Below are 14,358 nucleotides of genomic sequence, written 5' to 3'. Positions count from 1 at the left end.
TACTTCCAGGCCGAGGTGCGCGACACCCTGAAGCTCGTGCCGGAGGGTATCGAGGGCCAGGTCGCCTACAAGGGCGCCGTCGGCGCCGTCCTCCACCAGCTGACCGGCGGCCTTCGCGCCGCCATGGGCTACACGGGCGCGGCGACGCTGGAGGAGTTCCGCGACAAGGCGACCTTCGTGCGCATCTCCAACGCAGGGCTTCGCGAGAGCCATGCCCACGACGTGACGATCACCCGCGAGAGCCCGAACTATCCGGGCTTCGGCGCCTGAGCCTCGAAGAGGCAGGCGCGGATGATCTCGGCCAGCCGCTCGAAGTCCGAGCGGCGGCCTGACGACGAACGATAGGCGAGAACGAGGGTCCGCGACGGCGCGGGCTCCCGGAACGGCAGGAAGGCGATGCCGCCGGCCCGCCCTTCCGCTTCCACGGCGGAGGCCGGCGCGAGCGTGACGCCGAGCCCGCCCGCCACCATGCGCATCAGGGTGTTGAGGCTGGTCGCGCCGAGGCTGGCGAGATCGCGTGCCTCGACGATGCGGCAGACGTCGAGCGCCTGATCGCGCAGGCAGTGCCCCTCCTCTAGAAGGATCAGCCGCTCGCCGCCGAGCGCATCGGGCGATACGGGGACGCGGATGCGCACGGCAGCCGTTTCCGGCACCGCCAGCAGGAAAGGCTCCTGTCCAAGGAGAATCGTCTCGACCCCCTTCCGCTCCACCGGCATCGCCTGCACCACGCAGTCGAGCTCGCCGCGGGACAATTCGTCGGCAAGTTGCGCCGTGATGTTCTCGCGGACGCCGACCGCGAGCCGCGGAAACGACCGCGCGAGTTCAGCGAGCAGCCCCGGCAGGAGATAGGGGGCGAGTGAGGCGATGATGCCGAGGCGCAACTGCCCGACGAGAAGCTCGTCGCCGGCGCGTGCGAGCGCTTCGAGATCGCGAACCTCCGCGAGGATCCGCCGCACCCGGCGCGCGACCGTATCGCCCTCCGGCGTCAGCGAGACCCCGCTCGGCCGTCGCTCGAAGAGGGTCGCGCCGAAGTCCGCTTCCATCTGCGCGATCTGCGCCGACAGCGCCGGCTGCGAGATATTGAGGCGCTTGGCCGCCCGCCCGAAATGCAGCGTCTCGGCGAGGGCCTCGAAATAGCGGAACTGGCGGAACGTGAACATCGCGATCGGATAAACTGATCGGGAGGTAGGGTAAATACGATTGGAAACTATCACGGGAATCGGATTGGAATGGCTCCAACTTCAGATCACGGAGGTTTCCATGACCGACAGACCGCGGCTCACGACGACGGCGGGCGCTCCGCTCTCCTCGAACCAGAACTCCAAGACCGTCGGCCGCAATGGACCGGTGCTGCTCGAAGACTACCAGCTGATCGAGAAGCTGGCGCACCAGAACCGCGAGCGGGTTCCCGAGCGCGTCGTCCATGCCAAGGGCTGGGGCGCCTTCGGTACGCTGACCGTGACCGAGGACATCACGCGCTACAGCCGGGCCAAGGTGTTCGCCAAGGTCGGGGCCAAGACCGAGATGCTGGCGCGCTTCTCGACGGTCGCCGGCGAGCAGGGCGCGGCGGACGCCGAGCGCGACGTGCGCGGCTTCTCGCTGAAGTTCTACACGGAAGAGGGCAACTGGGACGTCGTCGGCAATAACACCCCGGTGTTCTTCGTCGCCGACCCCTACAAGTTCCCGGACTTCATCCACACGCAGAAGCGCCACCCGCGCACCAACCTGCGCTCGGCGACCGCCATGTGGGATTTCTGGTCGCTCTGCCCGGAGTCGCTGCACCAGATCACGATCCTGATGTCCGATCGCGGCATCCCGGTCGATCCCTCCCGCATGAACGGCTACGGCTCGCACACGTTCTCGTTCTGGAACGACCAGGGCGAGCGCTTCTGGGTGAAGTTCCACTTCAAGACCAAACAGGGTCACAAGACCTTCACCAACGAAGAAGCCGAGAAGGTCATCGCCAAGTCGCGCGAGAGCTACCAGGAAGCCCTCTATGGCATGATCGAGGCCGGCCACTTCCCGAAGTGGGACTTCTTCGTGCAGATCATGCCGGAGATGGAAGCCGAGGACTTCGAGAAGAAGACCGGCTGGAGCGCGTTCGACCTCACCAAGGTCTGGCCGCACGGCATGTACCCGCTGATCAAGGTCGGCGAGTTCGAGCTGAACCGTAACCCGGACAACTACTTCACCGACATCGAGCAGTCGGCCTTCAACCCGTCCAACGTGGTGCCGGGCATCGGCTTCTCGCCGGACAAGATGCTGCAGGGCCGCCTGTTCTCGTACCCGGACGCGCACCGCTACCGCATCGGCGTCCACTATGAGTCGCTGGAGGTCAACAAGCCGCGCTCGCCGGTGAACCACTACAACCGCGACGGCTCGATGCCCTTCGGCCTGCGCACCAATCCGGACGCCTACTACGAGCCCAACTCGTTCGGCGGCCCGGTCGAGGACCCGAGCGTCGAGGAGCCGCCGCACCGCTACTCCGGCGAAGTCGGCCGCTACGAGTATCGAGGCGAGGCGGATCACTACAGCCAACCCCGCGCGCTGTTCGAGATGTTCGACGACGCCCACAAGGAGCGCCTGTTCAAGACGATCGCGGGCGCGATGCAGGGCGTGCCGCAGTTCATCGTGGACCGCCAGCTCGGCCACTTCGACAAGGTGCACGCCGACTACGGCGCCGGCATCCGCCGGGCGCTAGCCGCCCAGGGGCGTGACGACGCACAGGCGAGCCTGACCACCAGCCACTCGGCGGAAGCCGCCGAGTAAGGTCGGTATCCATCGACGTCGCAAAGGGCCGGGAGCGATCTCGGCCCTTTTCGCGTTCGGGCGCCGGCTTGTGATCAGCGGGCCGGCGCACTACCAAGCCGGAAGCAAACGGAGACGAGGTGTCATGCGGCTTGGCGGGCGGATCGCGGCGGCGGTCGAGGTGTTGGACGACATGGCCGCGCGCCGTCGCCCGGTGGCCGACGCGCTGAAGGACTGGGGCCTGTCCCACCGCTTCGCCGGCTCGGGCGACCGTTCGGCGATCGGCAACCTCGTCTACGACGTCCTGCGCCGCCGCCGATCGCTGGCGCACCGCTTGGGCACGGACGCGACGGCACCGCTCGTCTTCGGCGCCTTTCTGGATTCGTCGGGTATCGCCGTCGCCGACCTTCGTTCGATGCTCGACGGCGACCGTTTCGCACCACCGCTGCCCGACGATGCCGTGCTGGAGCGGTTTCGCGCGGAGGGCCTCGACGGCGCCGAGCCCACCGCCGCCGCCGACGTGCCGGACTGGCTGGCGGGACCGCTCGAGGCGGCCCTCGGGGACGACTGGATCGCTGAGGCGCGGGCGCTGTCCGACCGTCCGCCGCTCGACATGCGCGTCAACACGCTGAAAGCCTCGCGCGCCGAGGTCGAGGCCGAACTCGCGCCTTTCTCGCCCGAGCCGACGCCGATCTCGCCGGTCGGCCTGCGCATTCCTCCGATCGAGGGGGAGGGGCGGCATCCCAACGTCCAGGTGGAGCGCGGATTCCAGCAGGGCGCCTTCGAGATCCAGGATGAGGGTTCGCAGATCGCGGCGCTCCTGTGCGGCGCGCGGCCGGGCGAGCGCGTTCTCGACTACTGCGCCGGGGCCGGCGGAAAGACGCTGGCGCTCGCTGCCGCCTCGAACAATCAGGCGGAGATTCACGCCTTCGATGCCGACCGCCAGCGTCTCGCGCCGATCTGGGATCGTCTCGCGCGGGCTGGCGCCGACGCGGTGACGGTCCACGCCCCACGCGACGATCTCTCATCGCTGGAGGGCACGATGGACCTCGTGGTGGTCGATGCCCCCTGCACGGGCGCCGGCACCTGGCGCCGCCGGCCGGACGCGAAATGGCGGCTCACGGAGGCGCAGCTCGCCAAGCGGACCGCCGAGCAGGACAAGGTGCTGGATGCCGCTGCGCGCTTCGCGCGGCCCGGCGCCCGGCTCGCCTACATCACCTGTTCAGTGCTGCGGCCGGAAAATGCGGGCCGCGTCGAGGCGTTTCTGGAGCGCACGTCCGGCTGGCGGCTGGCGGACGCCGCGGCGGTCTGGTCGGAGCGCCTGCCGGACGCGCCGCCCGCCTACCACGTCGAGCGGATCGGCGCGGGTTCGGTCCTGACGCTGACGCCGCTGCGCTCCGGCACGGACGGTTTCTTCTTCGCGCTTCTGGAGCAGGTCTCGTGATGCGCTGGCTCGGCCTCCTCGTCTTTCTCGCGATCTCGCTCGGCGGCGGCCTCCTCGTCGGCGCGAGCAACATGCCGGACGACTGGTATCGCCATCTCGCGAAACCCTGGTTCAATCCGCCCAACTGGGTCTTCGGGCCGGTCTGGACGGCGCTCTACGTCCTGATCGCGATCGCGGGCTGGCGCGCCTATCAGGCCGGCAACCGGCGGGCGCTGGTCGCCTGGGTCGTCCAGATGGCGCTGAACGTCCTCTGGTCGCCGCTCTTCTTCAGCGCCCACGCCATCCTGCCGGCGCTGGTGGTCATCCTCGGAATGCTCGCGGCGATCCTGACGTTCCTCGCGCGCACCGGCGCACGCGACCGCGTCGCCTTCTGGTGCTTCGTGCCCTACGCGGTCTGGGTCTCCTACGCGACGCTTCTCAACGGCGCGATCTGGAGGCTGAACGGGTGATGGAAGAGGCTGCGATCGAAACCTTCGGCGGGCGGCGCGTCCTCTTCGTGATGGCCGCGCCCGCCGAGTACGGCCCGGCGCTGCGTGCCCGCATTCGCCCGCTGATGACCGGCATCGGGCCGATCGAGGCGGCCGTCGCCGTCGCTTCCACTCTGGCGACGCTCAAGCTCGGCGGCGAGTTGCCGGACCTCGTCGTCTCGCTCGGCTCGGCCGGATCGGCCAAGCTCGAGCAGGGCGCGATCTATCAAGCGTCCCATGTCTCATGGCGCGACATCGATGCCAGCGCGCTCGGCTTTCCCAAGGGCGCGACGCCGCATCTCGACATGCCGGCCGAGATGCCGCTGGAGACGCCGATCCCCGGCGTGCCGACCGCGCGTCTCTCCACCGGCGCCGACGTCGTCAGCGGCGCGGCCTATCGCGGGATCGACGCCGACATGGTGGACATGGAGACCTTCGCGATCCTGCGCGCCTGCCAGCGCCATGCGATCCCGCTCGTCGGCCTGCGCGGCATTTCCGACGGTGCGGCCGAGCTCCACCGCTTCGACGACTGGACCGCACTCCTGCCGATGATCGACGAGCGGCTGGCCGCGACGCTCGACCGGCTGGCGGACGCGCTGCAGACCCGAGCCCCTTGATTTCCGACGCTGCCTGACTAGAAGTCCGCCATGACCCAGCACCCCGACAACATCCTCATCGTCGATTTCGGCTCCCAGGTGACGCAGCTCATCGCGCGTCGCGTTCGCGAAGCCGGCGTCTATTCCGAGATCGTGCCGTTCCAGTCGGCGGAAGAGGGCTTCCGGCGGCTGAAGCCGCGCGCCGTGATCCTGTCCGGTTCGCCGGCCTCGACGACGGAGGAGAACAGCCCTCGCGCGCCGCAGGTCATCTTCGATGCGGGCGTGCCGGTGCTCGGCATCTGCTACGGCCAGCAGACGATGTGCGCGCAGCTCGGCGGCAAGATCGAAGGCGGACTGCACCGCGAATTCGGCCGCGCCTTCCTCGAGGTGCAGAAGGGCTCGCCGCTCTTCGACGGCATCTGGGCCGAGGGCACGCGCCATCAGGTCTGGATGAGCCACGGCGACCGCGTGACCGCGCTGCCCAAGGGCTTCGAGATCGTCGCGACCTCGCCGGGCGCACCATTCGCTGCCATCGCCGACGAGGCTCGCCGTTTCTACGGCGTCCAGTTCCACCCGGAAGTCGTCCACACGCCGGACGGCGCCAAGCTGATCTCGAACTTCGTCCACCGCATCGCGGGCCTGCCCGGCGACTGGACCATGGCGGCCTTCCGCAGCCAGGCGGTCGAGGAGATCCGCGCCAAGGTCGGCAGCGCCAAGGTGATCTGCGGCCTGTCGGGCGGCGTCGATTCGTCCGTCGCGGCCCTCCTGATCCACGAGGCGATCGGCGACCAGCTGACCTGCATCTTCGTCGACCACGGCCTTCTGCGCATGGGCGAAGCGGAAGAGGTCGTCGGCATGTTCCGCGATCACTACAACATCCCGCTCGTCCACGTTGAGGCGCAGGATCTCTTCATCGGCGCGCTGGAAGGCGAGATGGACCCCGAGGTCAAACGCAAGACGATCGGGCGCCTGTTCATCGAGACCTTCGAGGCGGAGGCCGCTAAGGTCGGCGGCGCCGAGTTCCTGGCCCAGGGGACGCTCTATCCCGACGTGATCGAGAGTGTGTCCTTCACCGGCGGCCCGTCGGTGACGATCAAGTCGCACCACAATGTCGGCGGCCTGCCCGAGCGCATGAACATGAAGCTCGTGGAGCCCTTGCGCGAGCTCTTCAAGGACGAGGTGCGCGAACTCGGCCGCGAACTCGGGCTGCCCGATCGCTTCGTCGGCCGGCATCCGTTCCCCGGCCCCGGTCTCGCGATCCGCTGCCCCGGCGGCGTGACGCGCGAGAAGCTTGAGATCCTGCGCCAGGCCGACGCGATCTATCTCGACGAGATCCGCAAGGCGGGGCTCTACGACGCGATCTGGCAGGCCTTCGCCGTGCTCCTGCCGGTCCAGACCGTCGGCGTCATGGGCGACGGACGCACCTACGAGTTCGTCTGCGCGCTGCGGGCCGTGACGTCGGTCGACGGCATGACCGCCGACTTCTACCCCTACGACATGGAATTCCTCGGCAACGCCGCGACGCGCATCATCAACGAAGTGCGCGGCATCAACCGGGTGGTCTACGACATCACCTCGAAGCCGCCCGGCACGATCGAATGGGAATGATCGCGTCCGTCTGACGGACGGGACACGAACGAAAGGGGCTGCTGCCGAAGGGCGGCGGCCCCTTTCTGCGTTGTGCGGGAAACACACGTCGGTCCTGCGCGGCTCAAATGTTCGTCAATCTTTGCAGGATACAACTTTGGGGAACGGGAGGATTTCGGGTCCCGCGACCCTGAGCTCCTCGATCGGCATGCAGCCTGTGCAGGGGACGTGAGAGAGCCATGATGCCGCAAGAACTTGCTTCCGAGATCGACGCCGACGCGTTCGCGATGCCGTCGGCCGCGGCGCATGGCGAGGTGACGCTGGCGCCGGTTCTGGACCTGCGGGCTGCCCGGCCGCTCCACGCCGAACTCCTGCGCCTGCGCGGCGACACGATCATCGTCGACGGATCGCAGGTCGAGCGCATCGGCGCGCAGTGCGCCGCGATCCTCCTCTCGGCCGCACGCAGCTGGGAGTCCGACGGCCAGGAATTCAGCCTGGTCAACCCGTCGGACGCCCTCAGCCGCGGTCTCGAACTCCTCGGCATCGGGCTCCATGACGTCGGCGGCATCGCCCCGGACTTCGGCGACCTCGAGGCCTGACGCCACAGCCTTCCGACCGGCCCGCCCAGCGGACGCAACGCAACGCATCTTCGAGCCAGGGAACAGACGAACATGAGCAAGTCGCACGAGGCGGAGCGCGCACGCGAACTGATCGCCTTTCGCGTCGCCGACCAGGAGTTCTGCGTCGACATCACGTCGGTGCGCGAGATCCGCGGCTTTGCGGCGGCGACGCCCCTGCCGCACACGCCGGGCTTCGTGACCGGCGTCATCAACCTGCGCGGCGCGGTGCTTCCGATCGTCGACCTGTCGCTGCGCCTCGGCTTCGGCCCGACGGAGCCGACGGCCCGCTCGGTCATCATCGTCGTCATGGTCGGAAACCAGCTCGTCGGCCTCCTCGTCGACGCGGTGTCGGACATCCTGACCGTGGTGGACGAGAACCTGCAGCCGACGCCGGACCTCGCGTCCGAGATCGCCCGCAGCTTCGTGCGCGGCGTCATCGCGCTGGAAGGCCGCATGATCTCGCTGATCAGCCCGGAGAGCGTCCTGCCGCCGTCGGCAGAGAACCTCGCGGCCTGAGGCGGGCGGAACAGGGCTCGGGAGGCCATCCATGTCGCGAATCCTGCCGGGCGCCACGGCGCAGTCCGAGACGGTCCAGCCGACCGGCGAGTTCGAGCTGACGCAGAAGGACTTCCTGCGCATCGCCAAGATCCTCTACGAGGATTCCGGCATCGCGCTGCCGGACAGCAAGATGGCGCTGGTCTATTCGCGCCTCGCCAAGCGCCTGCGCGCGCTCGGCATGCAGAGCTTCCGGCAGTATTGCGAGCACGTCTCGGGCTCGGAAGGGGCCGGCGAGCGCATGACGATGCTGGCGGCGCTGACCACCAACGTCACGCATTTCTTCCGCGAGATGCACCATTTCGACCACCTGCGGACCGACCTCCTGCCGCCGCTGCTCGACGCGGCCAAGCGAGGCGGGCGGGTGCGCATCTGGTCGGCCGGCTGTTCCAACGGGCACGAGCCCTATTCGATCGCGCTCACCATCCTCGGGATGATACCGGACGCGGCGAACTACGACATCCGCATCCTCGCCTCCGACATCGATCCGAACGTCGTCGCCTTCGGTCGCGCCGGCATCTACGACGATGCCGCCGTCCAGCCGGTGCCGATGGAGCTGCGGCGTCGCTGGTTCCAGCGCAGCGGCAACGGCCATTCGGTCAGCGAGGAGATGCGCACGCTGGTCTCCTTCCGGGAGCTCAACCTCATCGGCGAATGGCCGATGAAGAACGGCTTCCAGGCGATCTTCTGCCGCAACGTGACGATCTACTTCGACGAGCCGACGCGCCAGAAGATCTGGAGCCGGTTCATGAAGTACCTCGAGCCCGCCGGCGTCCTCTACATCGGCCATTCCGAGCGCCTCACGGGATCGGCGTCCGACCAGCTCTCCCTTGTGGGAACGACCACGTACCGCCGGACCTGACACGCGTTTCGTCGGTCCGCTCACGCTTTCAGGCCGCGAGCACAGTTCCATGTCCCCCACGCGAGTTCTCGTCGTCGACGATTCCGCCACCATGCGCGCCCTGATCCGGCATTCGCTGGCCGCGGATCCGCAGATCGAGATCGTCGGCGAGGCGGCCGATCCGATGCAGGCGCGTCAGGCGATCAAGGCGCTCGACCCAGACGTTGTCACGCTCGACATCGAGATGCCGGGCATGAACGGTCTCGACTTCCTCGACAAGATCATGCGGCTGCGGCCGACCCCCGTGATCATGGTCTCGACGCTGACGCAGCCGGGGCAGGCGGCGACGATCGAGGCGCTGCGGCTCGGCGCCTTCGAATGCGTCGCCAAGCCGAGCGGCATGGGCGGGCGCGATACCCTGGCGCAGCTTCCGGCGCTGGTGCACGAGGCCAAGCGGGCCAAGACGCAGATCGCAGGCAGCCGCGACCGGCAGATCTCGGCGCCCCATACCGCCCATCACGACTGGCCCGACCTCATCGGCATCGGCTCGTCGACGGGCGGCGTCGAGGTGCTGATCGCGCTGCTCGCGCAGTTTCCGGCCGACACGCCGCCGGTGTTGATCGTCCAGCATCTGCCGGCGACGTTCACCGCCTCGTTCGCGGCCCGTCTCGACCGCGCCTCGCCGGCTCACGTGGTGGAAGCCCGCTCGGGCGAGCCGATCCTGCCGGGGCATGTCTATCTCGCGCCCGGCGGGCGTCACCTCAGCGTCCGGCGCAGCGGCGCCAAGCTCATCACGGCGCTCGGGGACGAGGACCCGGTGCAGGGGCACCGGCCGTCCGTCGACGTCCTCTTCCACTCGATCGCCAAGGTCTGCGAGGGCCGGGTGACGGGCGCGATCCTGACCGGCATGGGCCGCGACGGCGCGGACGGGCTTCTGGCCATGCGCCGCAAGGGTTTCCGCACGCTCGCCCAGGACGAAGCGACCTCGCTCGTCTACGGCATGCCGCGCGTCGCCTGGGAGATCGGGGCCGCCGAGAAGCGCGTGCCGATCGGCGGCATGGCCAAGGCGATCTTCCACTGAGAGCCCGTCCGGAACGTCTCTGCCGAGCCGACCCGGCGGACTTTTCGGACGGGTTCCAAGGCAAGGCAAGCTTCGCTTTGAATGAATCCTTCAGTTTTCTACGAGATGATCAATCTCGCAATTTTCGAACAGGGAACGGCGTGCCATGAGTTTCGTACAGCATCTCAAAGTGATGATCGTTGACGACCATCGGACCAGCCGCCTCCTGATCTACGAGGCGCTGACGCAGCTGGGCATCACGCAGGTCGTCTACGCGGTGGACGGCGAGCAGGCGCTGAAGCAGATGATGGCGACGCCCTGCCACATCGTCATCTCCGACTTCAACATGCCCAAGCTCGACGGCATCCAGCTCCTCAAGGCGCTGCGCTCCTACGGGCCGACGAAGAAGACGCCGTTCTTCATCCTCACCGGCAAGGGCGACCGCGCGCTGGTGCAGCAGGCGGCCGCCGCCGGCGCCAACAACATCCTCGCCAAGCCCATCACGGTCCCCGTGCTGCGCAAGACCCTCGAAGCGGTGCTCGGTCCCCTTCAATGAGCGTCGCGCCGTTCTCCCCCTCGTCCGCACCGTCGGATCGCCTGCGCATCAACCTGATCCAGGGGGAGGCCCAGGTCGACGACCGGCCCAATGTCGTGTTCACCACGCTTCTGGGATCGTGCATCGCCGCCTGTATCCGCGACCCCGGCGCCGGGGTCGGGGGCATGAACCACTTTCTCCTGCCGGGCGACGGCATGGGGTCGTCGTCGACGAGCATGCAGAGCTACGGGCTCTATTTGATGGAGCTCCTCGTCAACGGTCTCCTCAAGAAGGGCGCGCGCAAGCATGCCCTCGAGGCCAAGCTCTTCGGCGGCGCTCGCACCATGGTCGGGCTCTCCGACATCGGCGCCAAGAACGCGAGCTTCGCCAAGCGCTTCCTGGAGCTCGAGGGCATCTCCTATGTCGGCGGCAGCCTCGGCGGCACGCAGGGTCGGCGCATCGAGTTCTGGCCGGTCAGCGGCCGCGCGCGGCAGATCCTGATGGAGCCGAGCGACAAGGCCATGCCGAAGATCATGGCGCCCCCGCCCGTCGCGGCGCCCGCCTCCGGCGGCGATCTCGAACTCTTCTGAGGACCTGGCCGGCATGACCGGAAGTGCGATGTCCGCCCACCTCCTTCTGGACCGCCTCGCGGACGAACTGGCCCGGCTCACCGCCGCCGCCACGCGCCTCGAAGGGCTGATCGCGCCAAGCGCCTTCGGTCCCGACGCGATGATCCTGGCGCAGAGCCACGATCTTCTCAGCCAGACGATCGCCGAACTCGAGGGCTTCGTGCGCACCAGCGCACCGTCCTTCGCGGGCGGCCCAGAATGCGAGCTTCAGGGTCCGCTCTCGGCGATCCGCCTCTCGGCGCTCGCCACGCGGCTCTGCGGCCTGACGGAAGCCGAGGCGCAGTCGGGCGACCTCGACCTTTTCTAGCCCCCGGCAGAAGCGAAGTCCCAGGTCCACCGTATCAACGTCGGACTTGTTCACGAAGAAGAAATTTCTGCAGACTACAGTAAACCCATGACACCGATTTCAGAAAGGAACCGGTCGTGAAGACGATCTTGACCGTAGATGACTCGCGGACGATGCGCGACATGTTGCGGGCGGCGCTCGCCGGCGCCGGCTTCGACGTGGTGCAGGCAGAGGACGGCGTCCACGGCCTGGAGGTTCTGGCCGGCTGCGATCCCGATGTGATCGTGACCGACGTCAACATGCCCCGCATGGACGGCCTCACCTTCATCGAGCAGCTGCGCGCCAACGCCGACAAGCGGGCGATCCCGGTTCTGGTGCTGACCACCGAGAACGACGCCCAGAAGAAGGCCCGCGCCAAGGCCGCCGGCGCCACCGGCTGGATCGTCAAGCCGTTCGATCCGAAGAAGCTCGTCGACGCCATCAACCGCGTCGCCCCGTAAAGTTCCAACCGCCCGCCGCACCCCGTTCGAAGCCGCAGTTTAGGGACCCGTCCATGGACACGATGGCCGCCATTCGCGCCACCTTCTTCGAGGAGTGCGCCGAGCAGCTCCAGGAACTGGAGGCGGGCCTTCTCGCCATGGAAGGCGGCCAGACGGACTCGGAAACGGTCAACGCCGTGTTCCGCGCCGTGCATTCGATCAAGGGCGGCGCCGGTGCCTTTAACCTCGATGCGCTGGTGCAGTTCGCCCATGCCTTCGAGACCGTTCTCGACCTCGTGCGCTCCGAGCGGCTCGAGGCCGACCAGGGCGTGGTCCGGGTGCTCCTGCGCTCGGCCGACGTCCTGACCGACCTCGTCACCGCCGCCCGCGACGGCGGGACGGTCGATCCCGCCCGCCCGCAGTCGCTGATGGCCGAGCTCTCGGTCCTCGCCGGCGGCGGCGGCCATGCGGCGGCGGCGCCCGCGCAGCAGGCGCCGGCCGCGATCGCGATGCCGACCGAGGAGGAAGTGGACTTCGTTCCCATCGCCGTCGACTTCAGCGACATGTTCGCCGCGGCCGGCCAGGAGGTGACCTTCCGCGTCCGCGTCCAGCCCAAGCCCTCGCTCTACGAGCACGCCAACGACGCGGCCCGCCTCATCCGCGAGACCATGGCGCTCGGCACCGGCTCGGTCACCTGCCATTCCGACGAACTGCCGGACCTCGCCGAGCTCGAGCCGGAGGGCGCTGCCCTGTCCTGGACGCTCGAGGTCACGACCGCCGCCGGCGAGTCCGCGATCCACGAGATCTACGAGTTCGTCGAGGGCGACTGCGACATCACCGTCGAGCGCGTCGACGACGAGGCGCCCCAGCTCAGCAGCGAGGATCTCGACGCCCAGATGGCCGCGCTTCTCGGCTCGATCGGGGGAGGGGCCTCCGTCCCTTTCGCCGATGAGCCTGCCGAAGCGGAACCGCTCGAGCAGGCTCGCCCCAACGTCGTCGCGCTGACGCCTCCGGCCCCGTCCGCGCCGCCCGCAGCCGCGCCTGCCGCCGCCGCACCCGCGCCGGCCGCAAGCGCCGATGCGGGTGCCGACAAGGGCACGCCCGCCGGCCCGGTCCCGACCATCCGCGTCGATCTCGAACGCGTCGATCGCCTGATCGATCTCGTCGGCGAGCTCGTCATCCATCAGGTGATGCTCTCGCAGCGCGTGATGCAGGCGGGCCTGACCCGCGCGTCCGACATCGCGATCGGCCTCGACGAGCTCGAGCAGCTGACCCGCGAGATGCAGGACAGCGTCATGGCGATCCGCGCGCAGCCCGTGAAGTCGGTGTTCCAGAAGCTGCCGCGCCTCGTGCGCGAGGTGGCCGAGCGCACCGGCAAGAGCGTCCGGCTGGTGACGGAAGGCGAGTACACCGAGGTCGACAAGACCGTCATCGAACGCCTGTCCGACCCGCTCACCCACATGATCCGCAACGCGATCGATCACGGGCTGGAAACGCCCGAGGGCCGCATCGCCGCCGGCAAGCCGACCGAGGGCGTCGTGCGCGTCGCCGCGATGCATCGCTCCGGCCGCATCGTGATCGAGATTTCCGACGACGGCGCGGGCATCAACCGCAAGGCCGTCTTCGACATCGCCGTTGCCAAGGGCCTGGTGCCGGCCGACGCGCAGCTGTCGGACGACGAGCTCGACAACCTGGTCTTCCTGCCGGGCTTCTCGACCAAGAAGGAAGTGTCCGAACTGTCTGGCCGCGGCGTCGGCATGGACGTCGTCAAGCGCTCCATCCAGGCGCTCGGCGGCCGCGTGTCGATCACCTCGCGCCCCGGCAAGGGCTCGCTCTTCTCCATGAGCCTGCCGCTCACGCTGGCGGTCCTCGACGGCATGATCGTCTCGTGCGGCGAGCACACGCTCGTCGTGCCGATGACCGCGATCATCGAGACGCTGCGCCCGAAGCAGAACGAAGTGAAGCCCTTCGGCGGCGACCAGCGCGTCATCAACGTGCGCGACAGCTTCCTGCCGCTGATCGACGTCTCGCGCCAGCTCGGCTACCGCCGCGACGCGACCGACGCGATGGCGGGCGTCGCGATCCTCGTCGAGGCCGAGAACGGCCAGCGCTCGGCGCTCCTCGTCGACAGCATCCAGGGCCAGCGCCAGGTCGTCATCAAGAGCCTTGAGGCGAACTACGGCCGCGTCGCCGGCATCGCCGCCGCGACGATCCTCGGCGACGGCCGCGTGGCGCTGATCCTCGACATCGACGCCGTGGCCGCCTCCACCCGCTTCGAGAACGGCATCGCTGCGATGGCCGCCGAGTAGCCCGCGTCACAACACAAGACGATCCCCACCCATGCGACGCCGTCGGTTCCCACCGGCGGCGTCTTTGCGTCGCGTGCGCGCGGCGCCAGTGTCAGGACCGCACCGAACGATGAATCCTGTCATCCAGCTGTCGGTCCTCCGGCGTCTTCAGTATTTCCTATGAATTGCATGTTTCACTTCGCTGCAACCTGACCAGCGGGGT

16 protein-coding genes are annotated in these 14,358 nt (G+C 68.4%); 15 read left to right on the top strand and 1 reads right to left on the bottom strand.

The window, feature by feature from the left end; all coding sequences use genetic code 11:
• On the top strand, positions 1–270 hold a 270-nt coding region (locus tag QZ753_RS15715), incomplete at its 5' end, for an IMP dehydrogenase (RefSeq protein ID WP_294644931.1).
• Here the strand turns inward: QZ753_RS15715 and QZ753_RS15710 are convergent.
• Positions 249–1,160 (bottom strand): LysR substrate-binding domain-containing protein, encoded by a 912-nt coding sequence (locus QZ753_RS15710; RefSeq protein ID WP_294644930.1) that lies wholly within the window; start codon positions 1,158–1,160, stop codon positions 249–251. The two genes, QZ753_RS15715 and QZ753_RS15710, sit on opposite strands and share 22 nt — an antisense overlap.
• A gap of 100 nt (positions 1,161–1,260) precedes the next feature.
• On the opposite strand from QZ753_RS15710, the gene QZ753_RS15705 reads away from it, so the two are divergent.
• The 14 genes from QZ753_RS15705 to QZ753_RS15640 all read left to right on the top strand — a co-directional run bounded on the left by QZ753_RS15705 (position 1,261) and on the right by QZ753_RS15640 (position 14,156).
• Positions 1,261–2,769: a catalase gene (locus QZ753_RS15705; protein WP_294644928.1), complete on the top strand. Its 1,509-nt coding sequence runs from the start codon at positions 1,261–1,263 to the stop codon at positions 2,767–2,769.
• 124 nt (positions 2,770–2,893) lie between these two features.
• On the top strand, positions 2,894–4,192 hold the full coding sequence (locus QZ753_RS15700; RefSeq protein WP_294644927.1) for an RsmB/NOP family class I SAM-dependent RNA methyltransferase: 1,299 nt from the start codon (positions 2,894–2,896) through the stop codon (positions 4,190–4,192).
• Positions 4,192–4,641: a TspO/MBR family protein gene (locus QZ753_RS15695; RefSeq protein WP_294644933.1), complete on the top strand. Its 450-nt coding sequence runs from the start codon at positions 4,192–4,194 to the stop codon at positions 4,639–4,641. The genes QZ753_RS15700 and QZ753_RS15695 overlap by 1 nt, the downstream gene beginning before the upstream one ends.
• A complete protein-coding gene (locus QZ753_RS15690; protein ID WP_294644925.1) occupies positions 4,641–5,276 on the top strand; it encodes a 5'-methylthioadenosine/S-adenosylhomocysteine nucleosidase in 636 nt (211 codons plus the stop codon). Before QZ753_RS15695 ends, QZ753_RS15690 begins: the two co-directional genes overlap by 1 nt.
• Before the next feature lie 30 nt (positions 5,277–5,306).
• Positions 5,307–6,863 (top strand): glutamine-hydrolyzing GMP synthase, encoded by a 1,557-nt coding sequence (gene guaA / locus QZ753_RS15685; RefSeq protein ID WP_294644923.1) that lies wholly within the window; start codon positions 5,307–5,309, stop codon positions 6,861–6,863.
• A 218-nt stretch (positions 6,864–7,081) separates the two neighbouring features.
• The gene (locus QZ753_RS15680) at positions 7,082–7,441 is read left to right on the top strand and encodes an STAS domain-containing protein (RefSeq protein ID WP_294644921.1); all 360 of its coding nucleotides are present in this window, start codon (positions 7,082–7,084) and stop codon (positions 7,439–7,441) included.
• Positions 7,442–7,513: 72 nt separating this feature from the next.
• Positions 7,514–7,978: a chemotaxis protein CheW gene (locus QZ753_RS15675; protein WP_055888575.1), complete on the top strand. Its 465-nt coding sequence runs from the start codon at positions 7,514–7,516 to the stop codon at positions 7,976–7,978.
• Between the two features lie 31 nt (positions 7,979–8,009).
• Complete coding sequence (locus QZ753_RS15670) at positions 8,010–8,879, top strand: protein-glutamate O-methyltransferase CheR (RefSeq protein ID WP_294644919.1); 870 nt, start codon at positions 8,010–8,012, stop codon at positions 8,877–8,879.
• 49 nt (positions 8,880–8,928) lie between these two features.
• Positions 8,929–9,939, top strand: coding sequence for a chemotaxis response regulator protein-glutamate methylesterase (locus QZ753_RS15665; protein ID WP_294644918.1), 1,011 nt, complete (start codon positions 8,929–8,931; stop codon positions 9,937–9,939).
• 145 nt (positions 9,940–10,084) lie between these two features.
• Positions 10,085–10,474, top strand: coding sequence for a response regulator (locus QZ753_RS15660; protein ID WP_055888569.1), 390 nt, complete (start codon positions 10,085–10,087; stop codon positions 10,472–10,474).
• Positions 10,471–11,043 (top strand): chemotaxis protein CheD, encoded by a 573-nt coding sequence (locus QZ753_RS15655; RefSeq protein WP_294644917.1) that lies wholly within the window; start codon positions 10,471–10,473, stop codon positions 11,041–11,043. The genes QZ753_RS15660 and QZ753_RS15655 overlap by 4 nt, the downstream gene beginning before the upstream one ends.
• A gap of 28 nt (positions 11,044–11,071) precedes the next feature.
• Positions 11,072–11,389, top strand: a complete 318-nt coding sequence (locus tag QZ753_RS15650) for a hypothetical protein (protein WP_294644916.1) — start codon at positions 11,072–11,074, stop codon at positions 11,387–11,389.
• 116 nt (positions 11,390–11,505) lie between these two features.
• Positions 11,506–11,868 carry a response regulator gene (locus QZ753_RS15645; protein ID WP_280137626.1) on the top strand — a complete coding sequence of 121 codons (363 nt, stop codon included), beginning with the start codon at positions 11,506–11,508 and terminating at the stop codon, positions 11,866–11,868.
• Between the two features lie 53 nt (positions 11,869–11,921).
• Positions 11,922–14,156: a chemotaxis protein CheA gene (locus QZ753_RS15640; RefSeq protein ID WP_294644912.1), complete on the top strand. Its 2,235-nt coding sequence runs from the start codon at positions 11,922–11,924 to the stop codon at positions 14,154–14,156.
• Positions 14,157–14,358: the final 202 nt, after the last annotated feature.

Source organism: uncultured Aureimonas sp. (assembly GCF_913775355.1).
GTDB lineage: Bacteria > Pseudomonadota > Alphaproteobacteria > Rhizobiales > Rhizobiaceae > Aureimonas.
Note: the sequence above shows the minus strand (reverse complement) of the source record. Positions and strands in the feature narration are given on the sequence as shown.